17 protein-coding genes are annotated in these 24414 nt (G+C 69.8%); 13 read left to right on the top strand and 4 right to left on the bottom strand.

From position 1 onward, the window contains the following. Positions 1-45 precede the first annotated feature (45 nt). The gene (locus ACYVGD_RS12880; protein ID WP_460744152.1) at positions 46-399 is read right to left on the bottom strand and encodes an ArsR/SmtB family transcription factor; all 354 of its coding nucleotides are present in this window, start codon (positions 397-399) and stop codon (positions 46-48) included. Between the two features lie 60 nt (positions 400-459). On the opposite strand from ACYVGD_RS12880, the gene arsB reads away from it, so the two are divergent. The 9 genes from arsB (at position 460) to ACYVGD_RS12835 (ending at position 10720) form a co-directional block, all read left to right on the top strand. Beyond that, on the top strand, positions 460-1545 hold the full coding sequence (gene arsB / locus ACYVGD_RS12875) for an ACR3 family arsenite efflux transporter (RefSeq protein ID WP_460744150.1): 1086 nt from the start codon (positions 460-462) through the stop codon (positions 1543-1545). A gap of 152 nt (positions 1546-1697) precedes the next feature. Then, positions 1698-2675 carry a lysostaphin resistance A-like protein gene (locus ACYVGD_RS12870; protein ID WP_460744148.1) on the top strand — a complete coding sequence of 326 codons (978 nt, stop codon included), beginning with the start codon at positions 1698-1700 and terminating at the stop codon, positions 2673-2675. Continuing rightward, positions 2672-3937 carry a sensor histidine kinase gene (locus tag ACYVGD_RS12865; RefSeq protein ID WP_460744146.1) on the top strand — a complete coding sequence of 422 codons (1266 nt, stop codon included), beginning with the start codon at positions 2672-2674 and terminating at the stop codon, positions 3935-3937. Before ACYVGD_RS12870 ends, ACYVGD_RS12865 begins: the two co-directional genes overlap by 4 nt. Continuing rightward, positions 3934-4539 carry a response regulator transcription factor gene (locus ACYVGD_RS12860; RefSeq protein ID WP_460744144.1) on the top strand — a complete coding sequence of 202 codons (606 nt, stop codon included), beginning with the start codon at positions 3934-3936 and terminating at the stop codon, positions 4537-4539. The genes ACYVGD_RS12865 and ACYVGD_RS12860 overlap by 4 nt, the downstream gene beginning before the upstream one ends. Before the next feature lie 42 nt (positions 4540-4581). Then, a complete protein-coding gene (locus ACYVGD_RS12855) occupies positions 4582-5553 on the top strand; it encodes an asparaginase (protein ID WP_460744142.1) in 972 nt (323 codons plus the stop codon). Position 5554: 1 nt separating this feature from the next. Beyond that, positions 5555-6226 carry an FMN-binding negative transcriptional regulator gene (locus ACYVGD_RS12850; RefSeq protein WP_460744140.1) on the top strand — a complete coding sequence of 224 codons (672 nt, stop codon included), beginning with the start codon at positions 5555-5557 and terminating at the stop codon, positions 6224-6226. Positions 6227-6339: 113 nt separating this feature from the next. Next, entirely contained in the window at positions 6340-7062 is a 723-nt protein-coding gene (locus ACYVGD_RS12845; RefSeq protein WP_460744138.1) for an HAD family hydrolase, read from the top strand. A 38-nt stretch (positions 7063-7100) separates the two neighbouring features. Then, positions 7101-9704 carry a glycoside hydrolase family 65 protein gene (locus tag ACYVGD_RS12840; RefSeq protein ID WP_460744136.1) on the top strand — a complete coding sequence of 868 codons (2604 nt, stop codon included), beginning with the start codon at positions 7101-7103 and terminating at the stop codon, positions 9702-9704. A 137-nt stretch (positions 9705-9841) separates the two neighbouring features. Further along, positions 9842-10720, top strand: coding sequence for a hypothetical protein (locus ACYVGD_RS12835; RefSeq protein WP_460744134.1), 879 nt, complete (start codon positions 9842-9844; stop codon positions 10718-10720). A 436-nt stretch (positions 10721-11156) separates the two neighbouring features. Here the strand turns inward: ACYVGD_RS12835 and ACYVGD_RS12830 are convergent, their stop codons facing one another. The 3 genes from ACYVGD_RS12830 to ACYVGD_RS12820 all read right to left on the bottom strand — a co-directional run bounded on the left by ACYVGD_RS12830 (position 11157) and on the right by ACYVGD_RS12820 (position 17477). Beyond that, positions 11157-13379 (bottom strand): L,D-transpeptidase family protein, encoded by a 2223-nt coding sequence (locus ACYVGD_RS12830; protein WP_460744132.1) that lies wholly within the window; start codon positions 13377-13379, stop codon positions 11157-11159. 236 nt (positions 13380-13615) lie between these two features. Next, entirely contained in the window at positions 13616-15478 is a 1863-nt protein-coding gene (gene typA / locus ACYVGD_RS12825) for a translational GTPase TypA (RefSeq protein WP_460744131.1), read from the bottom strand. A 460-nt stretch (positions 15479-15938) separates the two neighbouring features. Further along, positions 15939-17477 (bottom strand): HNH endonuclease signature motif containing protein, encoded by a 1539-nt coding sequence (locus ACYVGD_RS12820; protein WP_460744129.1) that lies wholly within the window; start codon positions 17475-17477, stop codon positions 15939-15941. Positions 17478-17635: 158 nt separating this feature from the next. On the opposite strand from ACYVGD_RS12820, the gene ptsP reads away from it, so the two are divergent. The 4 genes from ptsP (at position 17636) to ACYVGD_RS12800 (ending at position 24390) form a co-directional block, all read left to right on the top strand. Then, a complete protein-coding gene (gene ptsP, locus ACYVGD_RS12815) occupies positions 17636-20197 on the top strand; it encodes a phosphoenolpyruvate--protein phosphotransferase (RefSeq protein WP_460744128.1) in 2562 nt (853 codons plus the stop codon). A 12-nt stretch (positions 20198-20209) separates the two neighbouring features. Beyond that, positions 20210-21973: a PTS transporter subunit EIIC gene (locus ACYVGD_RS12810; protein ID WP_460744127.1), complete on the top strand. Its 1764-nt coding sequence runs from the start codon at positions 20210-20212 to the stop codon at positions 21971-21973. A 235-nt stretch (positions 21974-22208) separates the two neighbouring features. After that, entirely contained in the window at positions 22209-23177 is a 969-nt protein-coding gene (locus ACYVGD_RS12805; protein ID WP_460744126.1) for a glucosaminidase domain-containing protein, read from the top strand. Between the two features lie 88 nt (positions 23178-23265). After that, positions 23266-24390: a GTPase family protein gene (locus ACYVGD_RS12800; RefSeq protein ID WP_460744125.1), complete on the top strand. Its 1125-nt coding sequence runs from the start codon at positions 23266-23268 to the stop codon at positions 24388-24390. Positions 24391-24414 lie beyond the last annotated feature (24 nt).

The following is a 24414-nucleotide window of genomic DNA, read 5'->3' as shown; positions in this document are numbered from 1 at the left end:
CGGGGGACCCACGGCCTCCGGGGCCGCGGGAGGAGACGGGGCGCGTCAGCAGCAGCGCTCCGACCCGGCAGTCTCGTCGCCCAGGAAGCCGCGTGCCGTGTTCAGGGTCCCCGGCACCGCCGTGTAGTGGGCCCAGCGCCCGCGCTGCTCGCGGGTGATCAGCCCCGCCTCGGTGAGGCGCTTGAGGTGGTGCGACAGCGTGGGCTGGCTGATGCCGAGCTCTTCGGTGAGGTCGCACGCGCAGGCAGTGCCACCCGGGGCGCCCGAGATCAGCGCGAGGAGCCGTACGCGCGTCGGGTCGGACAGCACCTTGAAGACCGCCGACAGGCACTCGGCGCGCTCGAGCGGCATCAGCCCGCCCGCGGGAGCGCGCCCGATGGGCACGTCAGTGGTGGTCATGGCAGACAGTGTGGGCTCCCGTATTGACCGACGTCAATACATGGGGGGAGAATCACATCGATGACCATCGATGAGTCCCGTTCCTCGGACGCACCCCCGGACCCCGACACCCCCGTCTCGGCGCGGCTGTCGACGCTCGACCGCTTCCTGCCCGTCTGGATCATCGCGGCGATGGTCACCGGGCTGCTGCTCGGCCGGGCCGTGCCCGGGCTCGGCTCGGCGCTCTCGGCCGTCGAGGTGAGCGGGGTGTCCCTCCCGATCGCCGTCGGCCTGCTCGTGATGATGTATCCGGTGCTCGCCAAGGTGCGCTACGACCGGCTCGGCACGGTGACCGGCGACCGTCGCCTCATGTTGGCGAGCCTCGTGCTCAACTGGGTGCTCGGCCCGGCGCTGATGTTCGCGCTGGCCTGGCTGATGCTGCCCGACCTGCCCGAGTACCGCACCGGCCTCATCATCGTCGGCCTGGCCCGCTGCATCGCGATGGTCATCATCTGGAACGACCTCGCCTGCGGTGACCGCGAGGCGGCCGCCGTCCTGGTCGCGCTCAACTCGATCTTCCAGATCCTCATGTTCGCGGTGCTGGGCTGGTTCTACCTGTCCGTCCTGCCCGGCTGGCTCGGCCTGACCACCGGAGGCCTCGACGTCTCGCCCTGGGACATCGCGAAGAGCGTCCTGGTGTTCCTCGGCGTCCCGCTCGTCGCCGGATACCTGTCGCGGCGGATCGGTGAACGCCGGTGGGGGAGGGTGGCGTACGAGAACGCCTTCCTGCCGAAGATCGGGCCCTGGGCCCTGTACGGCCTGCTGTTCACGATCGTGCTGCTGTTCGCCCTCCAGGGCCACCAGATCACGTCCCGTCCGCTCGACGTCGCCCGGATCGCGCTGCCCCTGCTGGCGTACTTCGCCCTGATGTGGGGCGGTGGCTACCTCGTCGGGCGGTTGCTCGACATGTCGTACGCGCGCACCACCACGCTCGCGTTCACCGCTGCGGGCAACAACTTCGAGCTCGCCATCGCGGTCGCCATAGCCACGTTCGGCGTGACGTCCGGCCAGGCGCTGGCGGGGGTCGTCGGCCCGCTCATCGAGGTCCCGGTGCTGGTGGGGCTGGTCTACGTCTCGCTCGCCCTGCGGGGGCGTTTCACGCACTGACCCTTACCCAGACCCGATTCGTGAATCCTTGTGCACGAATTGGGCCGGGGTTGGGGGCCGTTACGTATGTCATGCGGGAGGGGTGAACGGCTCACACGAAGCGATGACCCCACGCACCGGTGGGGCGGCGGATCCGACTCGAGGATGGATGCATGACCACGCACATCCCGCAGCCCACGCAATATTCCGACGCCCCGCAGCAGTCGTACGCGCCCCGGCCCGGCGGGCAGACCGACCCCATCGGTCCGGTCGTGCCCGTCGAGCGTCAGTTGCCCGCCGAGTACGGCCTGCAGGCCCACGGCAGCCGCTGGTGGAAGGGCGTCTTGTCGATCCTGGCGCTCGCCGCCGTCAACCTCGTCGCCAACCTCGTCCTGATGGTCCCCGCATCGTTCATCGGCACCATGCTCGGGTTCACCACGATGATCAACCCCGCCACGATTGCGGCGCTCAACCTGTCGTGGGCGGTGATGATCCCGGTCGCCCCCGCCGTCATGCGCTGGATCCACAAGGTGCCCAAGGGTGCGATGAGCTCCGTCGAGGGCGGCTTCCGCTGGGGCCGGATGTGGCGGGCCCTCGCCTGGGTCCTCCCGCTCTACCTCGTCTCGAACATCGCAGGCTTCCTCGCGTTCCCCGAGATGGCGGGGCCCGCAGGCGGTGCCCTCACGCCGACCCTGCTCGCGTTCGGCATCGTCTGCCTGTTCACCACACCGTTCCAGGCCGCCGGTGAGGAGTACATGTTCCGTGGCGCCATCACCGCCTCGGCCGCCACATGGGCCGCCGACCCCCGCACCGCGCTCGCCGTCGGTACTGCCGTCTCGTCGCTCGTCTTCGGCCTCGCCCACGGGGCCACCGACCCGTGGCTGTTCGTCTACTACTGCGTCTTCGGCCTCGCCATGAACGTCGTCAGCCGCCTCACCCGCGGCCTCGAGCTCGCCGTCCTCGTCCACGCCGTCAACAACGTCCTCTCCCTGTGGGCGGGCGTGCTGATGGGAATGGACCTCGAGAAGGCCTTCGACCGGTCCGCCGGTGCGGGCGGCCCCTTCATGCTCGTCCCCATGGCGGTGCTCGCGATCGTCTGCCTCGTCACGTGGGCGCTCAAGCGTCGCCGGGCTGGCAGGATGTCGGCGTGACCGCCACGAACGAGACCGCCGCCGCCGGGCGGGCCGCGACCACGGCCCGCTCGGCGCGACGTTTCGAGACCTACGTCCGCTGGACGTTGTACTCGTTCGTCCTGCTCGAGGCGGCCTACCTGCTGATGATCGTCATCGACGGCGCCTACAACCTGTCGGTGTTCAGCTGGAGCGGCGCTGCGTCCGGCCTGGCCCACGTCGTCCTCGACATCCTCGTGTGCCGGTGGGCCTTCGGACGGATGCGTACGCCGGGGCCATGGCCCAAGGCGCTGCTCGGCTCGTGGCTGGCCACCGGGCTCATCACCATCGCCGGGTTCATGCCGTGGCTGTCGCCCCGCTCGCCGTGGCCGATCGTCATCCCCGCGGTGACGATGATCTCGTTGTGCATGGTGCTGCCGCTGATGGACTGGCGCGGCGCCACCACCGCCGCCGCCGCGATGGTGGCGGTCGTGGGTGGGTGCGCGCTGCCGATGGGCATGGACCCCGCCTACCGCTTGCGCTACTTCGTCGCTGGCGCCGCCATGGTCAGTGCCATGCTGCTGTCGGCGTACTCGTTCGTGTGGATGCTCGGAGTCCTCCACCGCCTCCAGGACGCCCAGGAGGACCAGGCCCGCCTCGCCGTCGCCGACGAGCGGCTGCGCATCTCCCGTGACCTCCACGATGTGTTCGGGCGTACGCTCGCCACGATCGCCGTCAAGTCCGAGCTCGCCTCAGAGCTGGTGCGCCGCGAGCGCAACGACGACGCCGCCCGCGAGCTCACCGAGATCCGTGCGATCGCCGCCAGCGCGGGCAAGGAGGTACGCCACGTCGTACGGGGAGACATCGTCTCCGGGCTCGGCCAGGAGCTCGACGGAGCCCGTTCGCTGCTCACCTCGGCCGGCATCGCCACCACCGTCGTCGGCGAGGAGGCCGCCGTCCCGGCCGATGCCGCACAGGTGCTCGCCTGGATCGTGCGCGAGGGGGTCACGAACGTGCTGCGCCACAGTTCGGCCACCCAGGCATCGGTGTCGGTGGCCGTCGACGACGAGGCCACCACGCTCATGCTTGCCAACGACGGCGCCACGCTCACCGGAACCTCCGGCTCGCAGACCGGCATCGCATCGATGCGCGACCGGCTCGCACCGCTCGGCGGCACCCTCGACGTCACCCACGACGGCGGCTGGTTCACGCTCGTCGCCACCGTCCCCACCCGCACGAAACCCCGAGATCCCGCGAACCCCGGTGATCCCCCGAACCCCATCGACCGCAAGGCCCGACCATGATCCGCGTGCTGCTCGCCGACGACGAGAACCTCATCCGCGACGCCATCGCCGGGCTGCTGTCGCTCGAGGACGACATCGAGGTCGTCGCCCGCGCCGCGTCCGGCGCCGAGGCGCTGGCCATGGCCCGCAAGGAGAAGCCCGACGTCGCCGTCCTCGACCTCCAGATGCCCGCACCCGACGGCATCGAGACGGCGCGCCAGCTCGGCACCGAGCTGCAGGACTGTCGCTGCATCATCGTCACCTCCCACGGCCGGCCCGGCTACCTGAAGACCGCGCTCGCCGCCGGCGTACGCGGTTTTCTTCCGAAGACGGTCTCGGCGCCGGTGCTGGCGAAGGTCGTACGCGACGTCGCCGCCGGAGGGCGCTACGTCGACCCAGAGCTCGCCGCCGAGGCCATCGGCGCCGGCGACTCGCCGCTGTCGCCGCGCGAGGCCGACGTGCTCGCGCTCGCCGCCGAGGGTGACCCCGTCGAGGACATCGCGCGTCGCGCCAACCTGTCGCCCGGCACCGTCCGCAACTACCTGTCGGTCGCGACCACGAAGCTCGGCGCCGCCAACCGCCACGAGGCCGCGCGCCGAGCCCGCGAGCGCGGCTGGATCTGATCCGCCCCGACCGGTGCCGGCGGGGGCAGTAGGGTTTCGCGCGTGACCACCGACCCGTTCGCAGCAGACCCCATCGTCCTCGACGTCGTACGCCAGGACCTCGTCGAATCCGTCCACCGTGCACGCGTGGTCGTCACCGCACCCGACGGCACCGTCGAGCACGCCGTGGGCTCGGTCGAGGCCCCCATGTATCCGCGCTCATGCGCCAAGCCGATGCAGGCCGTCGGCATGATCCGTGCCGGGCTCGACCTCGAGGGACCGCTGCTCGCGCTTGCCGCCGCCTCCCACTCAGGCGAGGAGATCCACCGCCAGGGAGTCGTCGACATCCTGTCGCGCACCGGACTGACGCTTGACGCGCTCCAGACGCCTCCCGACTGGCCGATCGACGACGACGCCAAGGTCGAGTGGATCCGAGCCGGGCACGGCAAGGAGCCCATCACCATGAACTGCTCCGGCAAGCATGCGGCGATGCTGCGCACCTGCGTCCTCAACGGGTGGTCGACCGACGACTACCGCGACCCCGACCACCCGCTGCAGGTCACGATCCGTGACGCCATCGCCGACCTCGCCGGCGAGCCGGCCGGCTGGACGACGACAGACGGCTGCGGCGCCCCGCTGTTCGCGATCTCGCTGGCCGGCCTCGCCCGGTCGTTCGGCCGCGTCGCGGGGGCCACCGAAGGTCCCGAGAAGAAGATCGCCGACGCCTACCGCGCCCACCCCGAGTACGCGTCCGGCACCCGCCGCGACGAGGTCGACTTCCACCGCGCCGTCGACGGCCTCGTCTGCAAGATGGGCGCCGAGGCCTGCTTCGCCGCCGGGCTGCCCGACGGCCGCGGGATCGCGCTGAAGGTCGTCGACGGCGACGCCCGCGGCCGCGGCGCGATCCTCGCCCGGGTCCTGCGCGGCCTCGGCTTCGACCACGGGGACCTCGTCCGCCTGTCGACCGTGCCCGTGCTGGGTCACGGCGAGCCCGTCGGCGAGATCCGCGTACGCGACGGCGTGCTGGGGTTCTGACATGTGGATCCCCGACCGGTTCGCCCTGCCCCTCGACGAGGCGTACGCCGCGCTCGCCGACCTCGGTGCCGCCGACCTGCTCACCCCGCACGAGGGCGGGATCGCCGCGACGTTCCTGCCGCTGGTCCTCGACGAGACCGCCGGCTCCCACGGCACGCTCCGCGGCCACCTCGCCCGCCTCAACCCGCACGTCGACGCCCTGCGGGCCGCCGAGGCGTCAGCGGGGGAGTCGCTCGTCATCGCCCACGTCGACGACGCGTACATCTCCCCGACCTGGTACCCGTCCAAGGCGACCAACCCGAAGACCGTGCCCACCTGGAACTACACGGTCATCCACCTGCACGGCCCGGTCCGCGTCGTCGAGGACCACGACTGGATCCTGCGCCACCTGCGTGATCTCAGCGACCACTTCGAGGAGCACCTGCCCGACCGCTGGACCATCGACGACGCGCCCGCCGACTACATCGACGGCATGGCGAAGGCGGTCGTCGGGGTCGAGATGGCCGTCACCCGCATCGAGGCCAAGGCCAAGCAGAGCCAGAACAAGTCCCCCGAGGACGTCGCGGGCGTCGTCGAGGGACTCCGCTCCCACGGCGCGCACGGCTCCGCGGACGCCGTCGCCCACGCCAACCGCGACAAAGAGTGGCCGCCGCCCCGCCTGAAATACCGCTGACCTCCTCGAGGCCCGCGCTCCACCACGCGCACTCCGAGCGAGGCGCTCGCTGCCGAGATGAGGAGCCCCCCAGCCTGACCGGCGGACGGGGACTCCTTCGGTACGGTTGCCCCATGAACCTGACGTGGGATCAGATCGACGCCTGCCTCTTCGACCTGGACGGCGTGCTGACGCCGACCGCCGAGGTCCACATGCGCGCGTGGGCCGAGATGTTCAACGACTTCCTCACCGCCCGCGGGGTCACCGACCGCTACACCGATCGCGACTACTTCGACCACGTCGACGGCAAGCCCCGCTACGAGGGCGTCGCCGACTTCCTCGCGTCCCGCGGCATCGAGCTGCCGTACGGCGACCCGTCCGACCCCGACGACGCCCAGACCGTCTGCGGACTGGGCAACCGCAAGGACCGCGCGTTCAACGCCGTGCTCAAGCGCGATGGCATCGAGCCGTACGCCACGTCCATGACGTTCCTCGACCGCGTCCGCGACGCCGGCCTGCGTACGGCCGTCGTCTCGTCGTCCAAGAACGCCGCCGCCGTCCTCGAGATGGCAGGCATCGCCGACCGGATCGAGGTCGTCGTCTCCGGCAAGGAGGCGGCCGAGCTCGGGTTGCCCGGCAAGCCGAAGCCCGACACCTTCCAGCACGCCGCCGACCAGCTCGGGGTCGCCCACGACCGCAGCGTCGTGTTCGAGGACGCGCTGTCTGGCGTACGCGCCGGCGCCGCCGGAGGATTCGCCGCCGTCGTCGGCGTCGACCGCGGCACGGGCGCCGAACGCCTCCGCGAGGCCGGCGCCACCGTCGTCGTCCAGCAGCTCGACGAGCTCGACCCCCGCTGACACATCCCCCCGAGAACCGCGCGAGAAAGATCCCCGAGATGACCGTGCCCAACGTCGAACCGCCCGAGGCCAGCGAAGGTCCCGGCGCCCACGGCGTCGACAACAACGCACCGCAGGACGGGCGCGTCAACGGTGATCCGTGGACGATCACCGAGGCCGAGCCCGGCCCGCGCGACGCGCCCCCTCCGCCCACCGACCCGCTCGACCGCACCCGGTTCCCGATCGACGAGTGGCGCCTGGTCGAGACCGAGTACGACGCTTCCGACCTCGGCACCACCGAGACGCTGTTCGCCGTCGGCAACGGCTACCTCGGCATGCGCGGCAACCCCGAGGAGGGGCGTGACGCCCACACCCACGGCACGTTCGTCAACGGATTCCACGAGACCTGGCCGATCCGCCACGCCGAGGAGGCGTACGGCTTCGCCCGCATCGGCCAGACCATCGTCAACGCGCCCGACGCGAAGGTCATGAAGATCTACGTCGACGACGAGCCGCTGCTGCTGTCCGTCGCCGACTTCGACGACTACGAGCGCTCGCTCGATCTGCGCTCCGGAGTGCTGCGCCGCCGCCTCGTGTGGCGCACGTCGGCCGGCAAGCGTGTCCAGATCACGTCGACACGCCTCGTGTCGTTCGCCCAGCGCCACCTCGCCGTCATGACCGTCGACATCACGATGCTCGACGGCAGCGCGCCGATCGTGGTGTCGTCCCAGCTGATCAACCGCCAGGACGGCCAGGACGACTACGCCGGCACGGCCACCGCCGGCCCCGTCGACCCGCGCAAGCAGGAGCAGGTCGGGCGCCGCGTCCTCGAGCCTGTCTCGCAGTGGTGCGGCGACGGCCGCATCCTGCTCGGCTACCGCACCGTGGAGTCGGGCATGACGATCGCCGTCGGCGTCGACCACGAGATCACCACCGACAACCGTTACACCGAGGCGGTGTCGGCGCAGGCCGACTCCGGCAAGGTCGTCTATCGCGTCAACGCCGAGCAGGGCGTCCCCATCCACATCGAGAAGACGGCCGCCTACCACACGTCGCGCTCGGTGCCCGTGCGCGAGCTGGCCGACCGGTGCCGGCGTACGCTCGACCGCGCCGCCGAGCAGGGCGTGGAGTCGGTCCACGACTCCCAGCGCGACTGGCTGGACAAGTTCTGGGAGTGCTCCGACGTCGAGGTCCCCGGCCAACCACACGTCCAGCAGGCCATCCGCTGGAACCTGTTCCAGGTCGCGCAGGCATCGGCCCGCGCCGAGGCGTACGGCATCGCCGCGAAGGGCGTGTCCGGCTCCGGCTACTCGGGCCACTACTTCTGGGACACCGAGGTCTATGTCCTGCCGTTCCTGACCTACACCAATCCGCAGGCGGCGCGGTGCGCGCTGCGGTTCCGCTACACGATGCTCGACGCGGCGCGGAAGCGCGCGCAGGAGATGGCCCAGCTCGGCGCGCTGTTCCCCTGGCGCACGATCAACGGCGAGGAGGCCTCGGCCTACTACGCGGCCGGCACCGCCCAGTATCACATCGACGCCGACATCGCGTACGCACTGGCCAAATATGTCGATGCCACCGGCGACATCGACTTCCTGCTGCACGAAGGCATCGAGATCCTCGTCGAGACCGCCCGCCTGTGGGCCGATCTCGGGTTCTGGCGGGCCAACGGGGACGACCGGTTCCACATCCACTCGGTGACCGGCCCCGACGAATACACGACCGTCGTCAACGACAACCTGTTCACCAACGTCATGGCGCGGTTCAACCTGGCGAAGGCCGCCGAGACCGTGCGTGAGCTGCAGGTCAAGCGGCCGGAGGCGTACGCGCGTCTCAGCCGCCGCCTCGACCTGCGCGACGACGAGGCGGAGGAGTGGCAGCGCTGCGCCGAGGCCATGGCCATCCCGTTCGACGAGCGGCTCGGCGTCCACCCGCAGGACCTCCACTTCCTCGAGCGCGAGGTGTGGGACCTCGAGCACACGCCGCAGGACAAGCGGCCGCTCATGCTCCACTACCACCCGCTGGTGCTGTACCGCTTCCAGGTGCTCAAGCAGGCCGACGTCGTGCTGGCGATGTTCCTGCAGGGCGACTCGTTCACCGCGGAGGAGAAGCGCGCCAACTTCGAGTACTACGACCCGATCACCACCGGCGACTCGACGTTGTCGGCGGTCGTGCAGTCGATCGTGGCGGCGGAGGTCGGCTACCACGACATGGCGTTGCGCTACTTCTACGCCGGTCTGTTCGTCGATCTCGACGACCGGCACGCCAACACCTCCGACGGCGTACACGTGGCGTCGACCGGTGGTGTGTGGTCGGCGCTGGTCTACGGCTTCGGTGGCATGCGCGACAACGCGGGGCGGCTCTGCTTCGACCCGCGCCTGCCGCGCAGCTGGGACGCGCTGACCTTCCGGGTACGCGTCCGCGACTCGCGCCTGCGCGTCACTGTGGCCGAGGACCACGTCGAGCTGTTCGTCGAGAAGGGGCCGGGGCTGTCGGTCGAGGTGCGCGGTCGGCAGGTCGACGTCGGCACCGAGTCCCCGACACGGGTCGAGATCGACGGTCACGGCCGTCACATCGACGGCGAAGTGGGCCAGTCGCCGATGGTCGGGGGACGGTGCGACGACGGGTCGATCATCACCGCGAGCGTGCCCAACTCCCGATGACGGGCACGCAGCTCGAATAGCCCGCACCTGCGGCGTACGAGTGCCGGGTGCCACCCCCGATCCGGGGGCGGGTGCCCGGCACTAGCATGAGGGGTACGTGCCCGAACAGGTTGTGCATTCCGAATCAGGAGACCTCAATGACTGACAAGAAGAAGGAAGCCGCCGGGGGACAGCCTCTCCTGGAGACGAGCATCAAGGCGCTGTATGTCGCTGCCGGTGTGACCGACGTTCTGGCCGAGCAGCTGAAGGAGTACGCGGAGCAGAAGCAGACCGCGGCCCGTGCGAAGCGTGAGAAGCGTGCCGAGCAGATCGTCCAGGCCTCCGAGCTGGCCCGTGAGCTGCCGAAGCGCGCCCAGTCACTCGTCAGCGAGGCCCCGGGCCTGGCGAAGGATCTGCCCGCCCAGGTGCAGGAACAGCTCGAGGCTCTCCTGAAGGAGCTCAACCTGGGCTTCGAAGAGATGGCCAGCCGCGGTGAGCAGCGCATCTCGGAGGTCCGTCAGACCGCTGCCGCGACGACCCGCCGCACGGTCCGCCGCGCCGGCCAGTCGGTCGACGACGCCCAGGACGACATCGTGGACCGCGCCGAGCAGGTCGCCGACATCGTCGAGTCGGACGACGCCGACAGCGCCCTCCACGACGACCTCGCCGATGCAGTCGACGGCGTCGACACGGTCCTCGGCTCGGGTGACGCCTCCGAGGTCACCGAGCCCGTCGCCCCGGCCGCGCCGAAGAAGACCGCCCCGCGCCGCGCCGCGAAGGTCACGACGAAGAACCCCGCCACGCCGGCCGCCGAGGCGAAGGAGTCCGCCGCCGACAACGGCCCGGTCCCCACGCCCGACGAGAAGGCCGCTGCAGCTCCCGCCGCGAAGAAGGCTCCGGCGAACAAGGCTCCGGCGAACAAGGCCGCGAAGCGCACGCCGGCCAAGCGTGCCGCCAAGGCCCCCGGTTCCAAGGCGCCGGCCGCGACCGACGAGACCAAGCCGGTCCCGCCCCGCGCACCGAAGTCCCAGTCCTGACCCACCTCTGACGTCGGGACCACCCGGACCCGACCGCAGACACACGAGGGGCACGATCCAAACGGATCGTGCCCCTCGCTGTTCCTGCTGGCCCGCAGCCCTTGTCCCGTTGCTGCGTGTCCGCTCTCCGAGCGGAGGACAACTGTCCTGCTCTCCGAGCGGAGGCCGCTTGCGGCCAGAGACGAGGAGCAGGGGAGGCGGTCTTGGCCGCTTTTCCTGTTCTCGGAGCGGGGCCGTCGTCAGTTCGTGTCCGAGCGGAAGCCGTCCGAGCGCCGGTTCCCGTCTTCCGAGCGAGATTCGGAGCCGGCTCTCGCCTCACTCACGGAAACGGAGGAGTGCAGCGGACCCGGATACGGCGAAGCGCCCCGGCCTCATGGCCGGGGCGCTTCGTCAGTGCAGTCGATCGATCAGTCCCACGGACCGGTCGAGGGGACGATCACCAGTACACGACGACACGGTCGCCGAGACGGACCTGCGTGTCATACAGCCACTGGATGCCGTCCCAGTCACGGATGTTCACGCAGCCGTGCGAGGCGAAAGCAGACTTCGAGTAGCCGTACTTGGCGAAGTCGTAGGAGTAGTGCACGGCCTCGCCGCCCGAGAAGTACATGGCGAACGGCATAGGCGTGTTGCCGTACATCCAGGACACCTCGTTACGGACCTTCGAGAAGACCTTGAACTCACCCTCACGCGTCGGCGTGCCGGCCGCGCCGAAGCGGGCGTCCATCTCACGGATGACGACACCGTCGATCATCCAGCGCAGCTTGCGGTCAGCCTTGGACACGCACATCACGCGGCCGTAGCGGCAGCGGGGGTCGACGTTCGGGCCGGGCCAGACCACAGAGAACCGGCCGTTGATGAACTGCAGGCGACCCTTCTCGAAGTCCTGGGCCCAGCCGCCGGGGACGGTGTACTCGTTGGAGCGCGGAGCACCGAGGTGGCCACCCTCATAGCCGTAGTTTCCGAAGCCCTCGAGCATCTTGCCGCGGACCGACCACGAACCCGTGCGGGGCGTCCACACGATGATGCCGCCGGTGAAGTTCTGCACACGGGCGCCGGGCGCGCCGTTGTACTCGAGGTTGATCGGCACACCCAGCGGACCGTTGTCGTAGCCCTGGTCGGCGTACTGCATCAGGATCTCGCCGTAGATGGCATTGGCGCCGGTGCCGGGCGTCCAGTAGACCATGCCGAACTCGAAGTTCTGAAGGACCGCACCGGAGCCGGCGATGTACTCACCAGACAGCGGGCGGCCGAGGGTGCCGCCCTCCCAGCCGAGGCGGGCGAACGTGCCGGCGATCGCGCCGAAGACGGGCTGGGCGCCGGTCTGCGGCGACCAGATGATCTGACCGAACTCGAAGTTCTGCACGATCGAACCACGGGCGCCGGGGAACTCGTTGGTGATGGGACGGCCGAGGACGCCGCCCTCCCAGCGCATGTTGGCGTACGTCTGCTGGATCGCGCCGAACACGGCGTGGGCGCCGGTCTCGGGCGACCAGATGATCTGGCCGTGCTCGAAGTTCTGGACGCGGGAACCACGCGCACCCTGGAACTCATCGGTGATCGGGCGGCCGAGGACGCCGCCCTCCCAGCGCAGGTTCGCGTACTCCTGCTGGATCGCGCCATAGACGGCGTGGGCGCCGTTCTGGGGCGACCAGATGATCTGGCCACCCTCGAAGTTCTGGACGCGCGTGCCGCGGGAGCCGTCGAACTCGGGCGTGATCGGGCGGCCGAGGACGCCCCCCTCCCAGCCGAGGCTCGCGTACACGCGCTGGATCTCGCCGTAGATGGCGTGGGCGCCGGTCTCGGGCGACCAGATGATCTGGCCGTGCTCGAAGTTCTGGACGCGGGACCCGCGGGCGCCGGCGAACTCGTCGGTGACGGGCAGGCCGAGCGGGCCGTTCTCGAGACCGGTGTTGACGTACGCCTGGTGGATCAGGCCGTAGGTGAAGTGGGCGCCCGTCTTGGCGGTGTAGAACGCCTGGCCACCCTTGAACATCTGGATGATCACGCCGGACGGCAGCGGCAGCTCACCGGTGTGGGGGGCGCCGACGGGGCCGTTCTCCCAGTTGAGGTCGGCGTACCTGAGCAGGATCGCGCCGCCCACGGGCTGGGCGCCACCCTCGGGGGTGAAGATCATCAGGCCGTTGGAGAACTTCTGGACCACAGCACCGGTCGAGCCGACGAACTCGTCGGTCGTCGGGAACCCGAGCCAGCCGTCCGCAGCCTGCATGCCCTTGTAGCGCTCGAGGATGGGCCCGCGCGACCAGTGGGCGCCGGTGGTCTGCGACCAGTAGATGACGCCGTTGGCGTACTGCTGCATGCGGCCGTTGGCGATGGCGGCCTCGGGGCCGACCGGATCGCCGAGCCACGCCGTCTGGGCCCGCTTGGCGGCGATCGCGGTGGTCGCCGGCGAGGTCGCGGTGGGCGACGGGGCCGCGGTGGAGGTCGGGGCCGCGGTGGGGGTCGCCGGCGGCTGGGCGGCCGGCGCGCTCGGCGTCGGCGTGGCCGAGGGCGTACGCGTCGGGGTGGCGGTCACCGTCACCGACGGCGAGGCAGCCGGAGACGGCGTGGGCGTCGGGGCGGCGTGCGCCAGGCCGGGCATCGACAGCGCCAGTGCGGCGACGGTCAGGCTCACAGCCGACGAAACGACAGGTTTCATCAGGGTTCCTTCAGGTGCAGGGATGGGGTGGGAAGTTGCCCCGACGGTGCTTTCTTGGGACAACCTACGTCTCCTTCTCAGGTTCGAGAAATCGACATGGTCCCTCTGAGATGGACGCCGCATGAATTGTTCCCAGGCGGGCGGCAGCGGTCGTTCGACGGGTTCTTCGAGGCCTTGTGAGTCGGGGGTCCGAGGGCCCCGCCAGTGCCGTTGGGGCCCCCAGACGGAGCCGGCTCTCAGCCCTGCTTGTTGCGGTTGCGGGTCTTTTGGCGGTCGGTCGCCGCGAGCTGGACCTTGCGGATGCGCACGTGGGTCGGCGTCACCTCGAGGCACTCGTCCTCGCGGCAGAATTCCAGCGCCTGTTCCATGTTGAGGAGCTTCGGCGGGATGAGGCGCTCGAGCTCGTCCCCGGTCGAGGAGCGCACGTTGGTGAGCTTCTTCTCCTTGGTGGGGTTGACGTCCATGTCGTCGGGCCGGGAGTTCTCGCCGACGATCATGCCCTCGTACACGTCGGTGCCGGGGCCGACGAACATAGTGCCGCGCTCCTGCAGGTTGAACAGGGCGTACGAGGTGACGACGCCCATGCGGTCGGCGACGAGCGAGCCGGTGGGGCGCGTACGCAGCTCTCCGGCCCACGGCTCGTAGGCCTCGAACACGTGGTGCATGAGGCCGGTGCCGCGGGTCTCGGTGAGGAACTCGGTGCGGAAGCCGATGAGGCCGCGGGCGGGCACGATGTATTCCATGCGGACCCAGCCGGTGCCGTGGTTGATCATCTGCTCGAGGCGCGACTTGCGGGTGCCCATCATCTGGGTGACGGTGCCCACGAACTCGTCGGGGATGTCGATGGTGAGGCGCTCGAACGGCTCGTGGCGCTTGCCACCGATCTCCTTGGTGACGACCTGCGGCTTGCCGACGGTGAGCTCGAACGACTCGCGGCGCATCATCTCCACGAGGATCGCGAGTTGGAGCTCGCCTCGGCCCTGGACCTCCCAGGTGTCGGGGCGCTCGGTCGGGTTGACGCGGATGGAGACGTTGCCGATGAGCTCCTGTTCGAGGCGGGCCTTCACCAGGCGTGCGGTGAGGTTCTTGCCGGACTTGCCGGCCAGCGGGGAGGTGTTGATGCCGATCGTCATCGAGATGGACGGCTCGTCGACCGTGATCAGCGGCAGCGGCTTGGGGTTCTCGGGGTCGGAGATCGTCTCGCCGATGGTGATGTCGGGGATGCCGGCGATGGCGACGATGTCGCCGGGGCCGGCCTTCTCGGCGGGCTTGCGCTCGAGGGCCTCGGTCATGAGGAGCTCGGAGAGCTTGACGGTGGAGATGGTGCCGTCCTGCTTGCACCAGGCGACGCTCTGGCCGCGGTGGAGCTCGCCGGCGACGATGCGCAGCAGCGCGAGGCGACCCAGGTAGGGGGAGGCGTCGAGGTTGGTGACGTGGGCCTGGAGGACCGCGCCCTCCTCGTACGCCGGGGCCGGCACGTAGTTCATGAGTGCCTCGAACAGCGGCTGGAGGTCTTCGGAGTCGGGGAGCTGGCCGTTCTCGGGCCGGTTGAGGGAGGCGCGGCCGGCCTTGCCAGAGGCGTACACAGTCGGGAAGTCGAGGGTGTCGGTCGACTCGTCCTCGATGAGGTCCATGAACAGCTCGTAGACCTCTTCCTCCACCTCCTCGATGCGGGCGTCGGGGCGGTCGACCTTGTTGATGACGACGATGATTGGGAGCTTCTTCTTTAGCGCCTTGCGGAGCACGAAGCGAGTCTGGGGGAGCGGACCCTCCGACGAGTCGACGAGGAGGACGACGCCGTCGACCATCTCGAGGCCGCGCTCGACCTCGCCACCGAAGTCGGCGTGGCCCGGTGTGTCGATGATGTTGATGGTGACGTCGGTGCCGTCGTCCATGCGGTGGAGCACGGCGGTGTTCTTCGCGAGGATGGTGATGCCCTTCTCGCGCTCGAGGTCCATCGAGTCCATGACCCGGTTGTCGACGTCGGAGCCTTCTCGGAACGCGCCTGACTGCCAGAGCATGGCATCGACCAGCGTGGTCTTGCCGTGGTCGACGTGGGCCACGATGGCGACGTTACGAAGGTCGTTGCGGATGGGCATGCAGGTACTCCCGACTGGTTGGTTGCCCGTGGAGTCTATGGCCGGGTTGGCGATGCCACACAATCTCGCGGCCGTCGGACGAACCACGGCCGAGCACGGTCCGAGAGTCCTGGTGATCCCTGTGCCTGGACAAGAGCTGTGCAGAGATGACTTCGCGTATTCCGCTCATCGACCATTCCGCTGCGAGTTCCTGGTCAAGGGCCTGGCGCTCGCACCCCGCTACGTGGCTTGATTGGGTTGTCGCCGTGGAGGGTGCGGGCCGCGCGGCGAGGCCGCCCCTGACGTCCGGGCCGACCACCCAGTCGGCGGAGCGACGCGCGTAGTCGACGGCGGTGGCGAGGCAACCGGGCGGCCGTTCGGAGAGTGGAGGGCGCCCACGCTGGCTCGTCGCAGCCCGGGCCCGAAGGGTGTCGCCGCAGGGCTACTCGATCTCGTCGAGCACGCCCCTCGCATGGGCTGCTCAGGCCGCTCTGGGCTTGCGCGGCTGGTTGCGGATGGGCCGGCGTTCGGGGTCGACACGGCGCGGCGGCACCACTTCGGGGAGGCCGTCGGCGGCGAGGCGGAACTGCCAGCGGTCGGGAGGGTCTCCGTGGCCGGGGAACAACCGCGAGGGCTCGACCAGCGCGTGATGGTGAGGGCAGAGCAGCACGAGGTTGTCGAGGTCTGTCGCACCGCCCGCCCACCAGGGGACGAGGTGGTGGGCCTCGCACCGCTCCTCGGGCACGCCGCAGCCCGGGAACGAGCAGCCGCCGTCCCGTGCGGCCAGCGCCGAGCGCAGCCCGGGCGTCACCAGTCGCACCGTGCGACCAAGATCAACAACGTCCGATCCTGATCCGAGCACGACAGGGAGGATCTCCGCGTCGCAGCACAGCCGCCGCAGGTCCCCGGCCCCGATCTCGGTGCCGTCCGGCAGCAGCCCCGCCTGTTCCGCGCGATCGCGCAGGGCGGACTCGTGGATCGTCACGACGATGCGGGCTCCTCGCCTCGCTCGCTGCGCGTGCTGGTCCGGAGTCTCGTGCGCCGGGGCCTCGTGGTGCGGGCGTCCTGGTTCTTGGGCCTGGCTGGGAGATCCGTTCGGCTCAGCGGGTTCGCCGGGGTGGGCTACGTCTCTGGTGTGCCGTGTGTGCTCGTCTGTGGGCTGGTGGTGCTGCGTGGCCCCGCTCGCCAGGCGCTCGGCCTGTGGGGCCTCGCGCGGTTCGGCGTGGAGCGAGCGTACGAGCTCGACGAAGGCGTCGGCGCGCTGCTGCTCCGGGGTCGCGGCGGACCGCGGGTCGAGGCGGTCACGGGCGTCACGCAGCTCGCGGCGCCGGTCCCCCAAAAACTTCTCGATCATGGAAACCAGTGGCCGTGCGTCGAGCTCGGGCAGGTTGGCGCGTACGTCCAGGCCGCCGTCTCCATCGGAGGTCAGGAACAGGTGGCGCCGCGCATGGGCCCGTCGCCGCTGTTCGTCGAGACGTCGTTGGTCGTCCTCGGGGGAGGGGAGTGCCTCGGGGGCGACGCGCTCGAGCGACTCACGCGCGGCCCGGGCCGCCCGGCGCTCAGACACCGTGTCGGCGTGGGCCACGAGGTCGCGCTCGACCGCGTCGCGCTGCTGGCTCGTCAGTCCCTCGGGTAGCTGGCCCAGCGCCTTCACCACGGCTCGCGCGCGGTCGAGGGGCAGGTCGCCGGCGAGGGTGGCCTCGCGTACGGCCTCGTTGGCCGCCAGCTCGCGCCCCGTGAAGACCGCACCGAGCGCCTCGCCGCGGGTGACGGTGGGGTCGGTGAGTAGCCACTGGGTGGTCGGCGTCGCCTTCGCCTTCTGGGACGAGCCTGCGGCATCGGCCTCGGCCACCAACACGGCCGCCAGTGCCTGCAGGCGTCGCGCGACCCGGCGCGCGGAGGTCACGAGCTCGAGGCGCGTCTCATGATCAAGACGACGCCGGTCGTCGTCCAGCCCGTCGAGGGCGTCACTGATCTGCAGGAGGGCCTCCCGCGTGGTGAGGCTCTTGTTCGAGGGCATGATCAAAGACTACCATGAATCGAACATGTGTACGAATCACGGGTGGTGAACATCGGGTTAACAAACGGTTGTTACGGAGGAGGGGGAGTTGCAAGAATGACCATGCGGTCTGGAACTCGCCAATGGAGGTACGGGTTCGACCCGGAGAGGACGGCGTGATGTCCGAACAGCCCCCAACCACCCTTCTCGCGCCACTGACCGGAGTCATGGTGCGGATCGATCAGGTCCCCGACCCGGTCTTCGCCCGCAAGATGGTCGGTGACGGATTTTCCATCGACCCCGTCGGAAATGTGCTCGTGGCGCCCGCGGCGGGCGAGATCGTCGACGTCCAGCCCTCGCGCCACGCCGTGACGCTGCGTACGGCCGAGGGCCTCGAGGTCCTGATGCACATCGGCCTCGACACCGTCCGACTCGAGGGCGAGGGGTTCACCGCAAAAGTCTCCGCGGGACAGTCCGTGGAGGCGGGCCAGCCGCTGATCGAGTTCGACCTCGACGAGGTGGCCCAGAAGGCGAAGTCGCTGCTCACCCAGGTGGTCGTCACCAACGGCGAGCTCGTGGAGTCGATGGAACCCGCCGAGGGCCTCGTCACCGCGGGCGAGGACGTCGCGCTCACGATCGCGATGGGTGAGCAGGACGAGGCTGCGGGCGCCGCCGCCGGGGGAGCGAAGGCCACCTCCGAGGCCATCCTCGTGCCGAACCCGACGGGGCTCCACGCCCGCCCGGTCGCCACGCTGGCCGGCCTCGCGAAGAGCTTCAAGTCCGACATCCGCATCCGCCGTGGAGACGACTCCGCCAACGCCCGCTCGATCGTGTCGGTCATGGGACTGGCGGTCGGCTACGGCGACAAGGTCGTCGTCACCGCCCACGGCCCCGACGCCAAGGAGGCCGTCGCCAGGCTCGCGGAAGCGATCCGCGAGGGTCTGGGCGAGGACGTCAATCCGCTCACCGAGGCCCCGGCCGCCGCGGCCGGCGCCACCGCGTTCGACGTGCAGCCCGACGTGCCGGCCGAGCCTCAGGACCCGAACGTCCTCAGGGGCGTCTCGGCCTCGCCGGGCCTGGGTGTGGGCACGGTCCTCCAGATGCGCCGCGAGGAGATCCAGGTCGAGAAGGACGCTTCCGACCGCCACAAGGAGCGCCGGCGCCTCGACCAGTCGATCGACCGCGCGCTGCTCGACCTCTCGGCGCTTCAGCACCGCCTCGAGAACGAGGCGGCCCCCGACAAGGCCGCGATCTTCGCCGCCCACCAGGAGATCCTGCAGGATCCCGACCTCCTCGACCGCGCCGTCAGTGCGATCGACAAGGGTCGCAGCGCCGCGTACGCGTGGCAGGGCGCGTTCACCAGCTTCGCCGACCAGCTCGCCGGCCTGTCCAACGAGGTGCTGGCAGGCCGCGCGAACGACGTGCGCGATGTGGGCCAGCGTGTGCTCGAGGAGCTGACGGGCCAGCGTTCGGAGGCGAAGGAGATGCCGGAGAACACGATCCTCCTCGCCGAGGACCTCACACCGTCCGATACCGCCCAGCTCGACCGCTCGAAGGTGGTCGGCTTCGCGACGGCTCGCGGCGGCGCCTCGTCGCACGTCGCGATCATCGCCCGCTCGCTCGACATCCCGGCGGTCGCCGGCATCGAGTCCCGCGCGCTCGACATCGCCGACGGCACCCGCGTCGTCCTCGACGGCACGGCCGGCACGCTCGAGCTCAACCTGAGCGACTCCGAGCTCGACGCGATCCTGACGCGTCAGCGGCGTCAGGCCGAGCGTCGCGAGGCCGAGGAGGCCGCCAAGGACGAGCCGGCGGTCACCACTGACGGCCACCGGGTCCAGGTCGTCGCCAACATCGGCAACGCCGACGACGCCCGCCAGGCCATGACCAAGGGCGCCGAGGGCGTCGGCCTGCTCCGCTCCGAGTTCGTGTTCATGGATCGCCCGACCGCCCCGACGGAGGAGGAACAGGCGGCGGTGTACGCCGACTGCGCCCGCGCGCTCCAGCCCGGCCAGCCGCTGGTGATCCGCACGCTTGACGTCGGCGGCGACAAGCCGCTGGCCTACCTCCCGCTCCCGGCGGAGGAGAACCCGTTCCTCGGCGTACGCGGCGTACGCGTCGGCCTGGAGAAGCCGCAGATCCTGCGTACGCAGGTCCGCGCGATCCTCGCCGCGGCCGACGAGGGCGCGAAGCTGAACGTGATGTTCCCGATGATCGCGACCATCGAGGACTGGCGACGCACCAAGAAGATCGTCGACGAGGAGCGCGCGAAGGTCGACAACCGGGCCGACGTGAGCATCGGCATCATGATGGAGGTCCCGTCGGTCGCGGTGATGGCGAAGCAGTTCGCCGCCGAGGACGGCTGCGACTTCTTCTCGGTCGGCACCAACGACCTGACGTCCTACACGCTCGCGATGGACCGCGGGCACCCCAAGCTGGCGGCGCAGGTCGACCCCTGCAACCCGGCCATCCTCACCCTCATCGGGAACGCCGCGCAGGCGCTCCACGAACAGGGCAAGTGGCTCGGTGTCTGCGGCGGGGTCGCCTCCGACCCGCAGGCCGTCCCGATCCTCGTCGGCCTGGGCGTCGACGAGCTGAGCTGTTCGATCCCGGCCATCCCCTCGGTGAAGGCGATGGTCCGGAAGTTCTCGCTGGAGTCCTGCCGTGGGCTGGCCGCGAAGGCCGTCACCTGCTCGACCGCAGGCGAGGTCCGTTCCCTCGTGCCGATGGACGAGGACTGAGGAGGCCACACCATGAGCACTGCAGAAGAGATCGTCGAGGCCGTCGGTGGCCCCGAGAACATCGACAGCCTGACCCACTGCGCGACGCGGCTGCGTTTCCAGCTGCGCGACGGCAGCATCGTCGACACCCCTACGGTCGAGTCGGTCAAGGGCGTCATGGGCGCCGTGCCGCAGGCAGGTGACCGCTACCAGGTCATCATCGGCGGCGCGGTCCAGAACGTCTACAACGACATCGTGGCCTTGCCGTCCATCAAGGGTCGCAAGGAGCCGACCGATGCCGAGATCAAGGCGGCGGCACGCGAGGGCGGCGTACGCGGCAAGGCGGCGTGGGTCGACTCACTGTTCGAGTTCCTGTCCGACTCGTTCCGCCCGATCCTGGGCGCACTGCTGGGCGCGTCGCTGTTCATCACGTTCATGTCGCTGATGGCGACGGTGGGCGTGATCGGCAACTGGGCCGACCCGCGTACGGATCTGCCGCCGTCGTGGCAGTTCGTGAACCTGATGTGGAAGTCGGTGTTCGTCTTCCTGCCGCTGATGGTCGCGTACAACGCGTCCAAGAAGGTGGGCGCTGACCCGTGGGTGGGCTTCGCCGTGATGGCGATGACGATGCTGCCGGGCTTCACCGCCCTCGGGAAGCTCGACATCGCCCACAAGGCGACGATCGCCGGCTCAGAGGTGACCCTGGTCGACATCTTCGGGGTGCCGCTGACGGTGTTCGACTACTCGTCCCAGGTGTTCCCGCCCCTGCTGATGGCGGCGCTGCTGGGCCCGCTCTACAAGCTGTTGAAGAAGATCATCCCCGACAACCTGCAGCTGATCTTCGTGCCGTTCCTGTCGCTGCTCATCATGCTGCCGCTGACGGCGTTCCTGATCGGCCCGATCGGCGTCTACATCGGTGCGTGGCTGGCCGGCGGCCTGGGTGCGATCAACGCGATCTCGCCGTTCATCTTCGCCATCATCATCCCGCTGGCCTACCCGTTCATGGTGCCGCTGGGCCTGCACTGGCCGCTGAACGCCGTCATGCTGCTGAACATCCAGACCCTCGGCTTCGACTACATCCAGGGCCCGATGGGCGCGTGGAACTTCGCCTGCTTCGGTGCGACGGCCGGCGTGCTCGTGCTGGCGATGCGGGACAAGGAGACGCAGATGCGTCAGACCGCGACGGGTGCGCTGGTCGCAGGTCTGCTCGGTGGCATCTCCGAGCCGTCGCTCTACGGCATCCATCTGCGCTACAAGAAGATCTATTCGCGCATGCTGCCCGGCTGTCTCGTCGGCGGCCTGATCCTGGGCTTCGGCGGCTCGGTGAAGACGCAGGCGTTCGTGTTCTCGTCGCTGCTCACCATCCCGGCGTTCGACAACATCCTGCTGTACTCGATCGCGATCCTGGCGTCGTTCCTGACGGCGATGCTGCTGGTGATCTTCCTCGACTACCGCACGCCGGAGCAGAAGGCCCTCGCCAAGGCTGCCGGTGAGCCGGTCGACACCGAGGTCGCGGCGGTCGCCGCCGCTCCGTCCGCCCCGGTCGAGGTCTCCGATGCCGAGACCGACAAGGCGGGTGCCTGGATCGCCGCGCTGGGTGGCGAGACCAACGTGGAGAAGTCCGAGGCGCTGGCCGAGACGCGCATCCGCGTCGAGGTCAAGGATTCGACGAAGGTTGACCAGGCCGCGCTGCGCGAGGCGGGACTGCCCGCCGCCGTGGAGGTCTCGCCCGGTGTCTGGCACCTCATTGCAGGTGTCGATGCCGACCACTACGCGACGGCCATGGCGCGGAGGTGACCGAGCCAGATCGTCCCCGATCAGCGATGACACGCCCAACCTTGGGCGTGTCATCGTCGTTCCGGGCCGATTCGGCTGCTCCTGGTCTCGCTGGCGCTCGCTCGAGGGCCTGAAGTAGGGGTGTGCTCGTTCGTGGGCGGTGGGCATCATCTCCGGTCCTCCGAGCGGGGCCACTCTGCTTGCCCACTTCGGTTCTCCGAGCGAGCCGCCTGCGGCCGAGACGAGGAAGTTGCCCGTGGCTGACACAATCGTCCCCGTGCGCCGTCTCGCTGCTGTCCTGCTCGCCTCATCGCTCGCCGTCGGAATGACCGCGTGCGAGGTCGAGCAGTCGCCCAAGGGCCCGACGACCCCGCGGGTGACGCGTCAGTCGGAGAAGATCGCGAACCTGCGCTTCATCCAGTCCATCGCCCCGTACGCCCAGGAGGGCGAGCGCACCCATGGCGTCCCCACGTCGATCGCGATGGGCCAGGCGATCCTGGAGTCGGGTTGGGGCCGTTCGGGGCTGACGGTGTGGGGTGGGGCGTACTTCGGCATCAAGTGCTCGAAGGTCACCTCGAAGTTCCAGATGGACTGCGTGGCGCAGTCGTCGCTGGAGTATGACGCGTCGGCGAGCCCGCGTGCGGAGGTGTCGAGCTTCCGGACGTACGCGTCGCCGCGGGACTCGTTCGCCGACCACGGCCAGTTCCTGCGCGACAACCCGCGCTATGCGGACGCGTTCACGACGAAGGACCCGCGTGAGTTCGTGGTGCGGATCCATCGCGCAGGGTATGCGACCGACCCGGGCTACCCCGACCTGGTGATGCAGCTGGTCGACACCTACGACCTGACGCAGTACGACCTGTCGACCCCGTCGCCCACGCCGAGCCCCGCGCCGGGGCAGGCGAAGGTCGACGGACCGATCGGGCAGCGGTGGGCCGAGATGGGCGGCGCGACCTCGCCCCTGGGCGGTCCGGTCGGCGGTGAGCAGGACGGGCCAGCCGACACGACGCTCGTGGTGTTCGAGAAGGGCATCATGCTGTGGACCCGCGAGCACGGCGCATTCCCCCTGACGGGACCGACGTGGATGCTCTACCGCAACGACCCGAAGCTGCGCGAACGGCTGGGGGCGCCGAAGGCGTCCGGCTCCGAAGCCGACGGCGCGACGCGGCTGGTGTTCGACAACGGCGCGATCGTGGAGCGGCAGGGGAAGGCGACGGCGCAGTGACCTCGACCACCCCGCTTCCCGCGGTCTGGCCGGTCTGGGCGGGCTCGACGCCGAGTGACGCCGCGGGGCGGCCACGTACGCTTGATCCATGAGCGAGTGGGTGACCGAGTCGTTCCGCGAGCAGTTCGAGCGCCAGGCCCACATCATGGGCCGCTTCAATCTCGCGATCTTCGGCAAGACCGGCGTCGGGAAGTCGACGCTGGTCAATGCCGTGTTCGGGGAGAAGGTGGCCGAGACGGGCATCGGTGAGCCGGTGACGCAGGGCTCCCACCTCTACCTCGACCGCCGGGGCCAGCTCGGCATCGTCGACACCCAGGGCCTGGAGGTCGGCAAGGACAACAAGGCGTTGTTCGGCGACCTTGAGAAGATGGTCAAGGACATGCGCAAGAAGCCGGTCGCGGAGCAGGTCCACGTGGCCTGGTACTGCGTACGCGGCATGGACCGGCGCTTCGAGGAGGCCGAGGCCGACTTCGTACGCCGTCTGGCCGAGCTCGAGCTGCCGGTGATCATGGTCTTCACGCAGGTGCCGCGGAACGCCGACGGTCTCTACCACCCGGATGCAGTGGCGCTGGCCAGGCACATCCAGTCGATGAACCTGCCGATCGTGGGCGGGCGCCCGTTCATGACCAACGCGATGAGGGATCCGTTCACGGGTCAGCCCGAGCACGGCTTGATCGACGTGCTGACGGCGACCTTTCAGGTTGCGCCCGAAGCCGTCCACGGAGCCCTCGCGGCGACGCAGCAGATCGATCTCGCTGCCAAGGCGCGGGAGGCCCAGAAAGCCGTGACGACGGCGGCCGCGTCGGCCGCGGCCGCTGCGGCGTCGCCCATCCCCTTCTCGGACGCGGCGATGCTCGTGCCGATCCAGCTGGGCATGTTCGCCCGGATCGCGCAGGTCTTCGGCGTACGCTTCGAGCGTGCGTCGATGCTGGCGCTGGCGTCCACGTCGGCCGCGACCGCCGGTGGGCGGGCTGCCTTCACGAACCTGCTGAAGATGGTGCCGGGTGCGGGAACACTGACCGGCGGCCTGATCAGTGCGGGAGTGGCGTCGACGTTCACGCTGGCGATGGGCCAGGCGTGGATCGTGGTCTGCCAGCGCGCCCAGGCGGGTCAGCTCGCCGGTCTCGACGGCGCGCTCGACTCCCAGGCGGTCCAGGACCTGTTCCAGAACGAGTTCCGCAAGCGCATGCCGGGCGTACGCCGGGAGCAGTGAGCACGACCCCCTGACAGGGGAGCC

The sequence above is a fragment of the Mariniluteicoccus endophyticus genome, assembly GCF_054780035.1.
Note: the sequence above shows the minus strand (reverse complement) of the source record. Positions and strands in the feature narration are given on the sequence as shown.

Excerpts from the sequence above, each read along its gene's own strand:
- ACYVGD_RS12880 (WP_460744152.1), bottom strand. The coding sequence starts at position 399 with ATGACCACCACTGACGTGCCCATCGGGCGCGCTCCCGCGGGCGGGCTG.
- arsB (WP_460744150.1), top strand. The coding sequence starts at position 460 with ATGACCATCGATGAGTCCCGTTCCTCGGACGCACCCCCGGACCCCGAC.
- ACYVGD_RS12870 (WP_460744148.1), top strand. The coding sequence starts at position 1,698 with ATGACCACGCACATCCCGCAGCCCACGCAATATTCCGACGCCCCGCAG.
- ACYVGD_RS12860 (WP_460744144.1), top strand. The coding sequence starts at position 3,934 with ATGATCCGCGTGCTGCTCGCCGACGACGAGAACCTCATCCGCGACGCC.
- ACYVGD_RS12850 (WP_460744140.1), top strand. The coding sequence starts at position 5,555 with ATGTGGATCCCCGACCGGTTCGCCCTGCCCCTCGACGAGGCGTACGCC.
- ACYVGD_RS12845 (WP_460744138.1), top strand. The coding sequence starts at position 6,340 with ATGAACCTGACGTGGGATCAGATCGACGCCTGCCTCTTCGACCTGGAC.
- ACYVGD_RS12840 (WP_460744136.1), top strand. The coding sequence starts at position 7,101 with ATGACCGTGCCCAACGTCGAACCGCCCGAGGCCAGCGAAGGTCCCGGC.
- ACYVGD_RS12835 (WP_460744134.1), top strand. The coding sequence starts at position 9,842 with ATGACTGACAAGAAGAAGGAAGCCGCCGGGGGACAGCCTCTCCTGGAG.
- ACYVGD_RS12830 (WP_460744132.1), bottom strand. The coding sequence starts at position 13,379 with ATGAAACCTGTCGTTTCGTCGGCTGTGAGCCTGACCGTCGCCGCACTG.
- typA (WP_460744131.1), bottom strand. The coding sequence starts at position 15,478 with ATGCCCATCCGCAACGACCTTCGTAACGTCGCCATCGTGGCCCACGTC.
- ACYVGD_RS12820 (WP_460744129.1), bottom strand. The coding sequence starts at position 17,477 with ATGCCCTCGAACAAGAGCCTCACCACGCGGGAGGCCCTCCTGCAGATC.
- ptsP (WP_460744128.1), top strand. The coding sequence starts at position 17,636 with ATGTCCGAACAGCCCCCAACCACCCTTCTCGCGCCACTGACCGGAGTC.
- ACYVGD_RS12810 (WP_460744127.1), top strand. The coding sequence starts at position 20,210 with ATGAGCACTGCAGAAGAGATCGTCGAGGCCGTCGGTGGCCCCGAGAAC.
- ACYVGD_RS12800 (WP_460744125.1), top strand. The coding sequence starts at position 23,266 with ATGAGCGAGTGGGTGACCGAGTCGTTCCGCGAGCAGTTCGAGCGCCAG.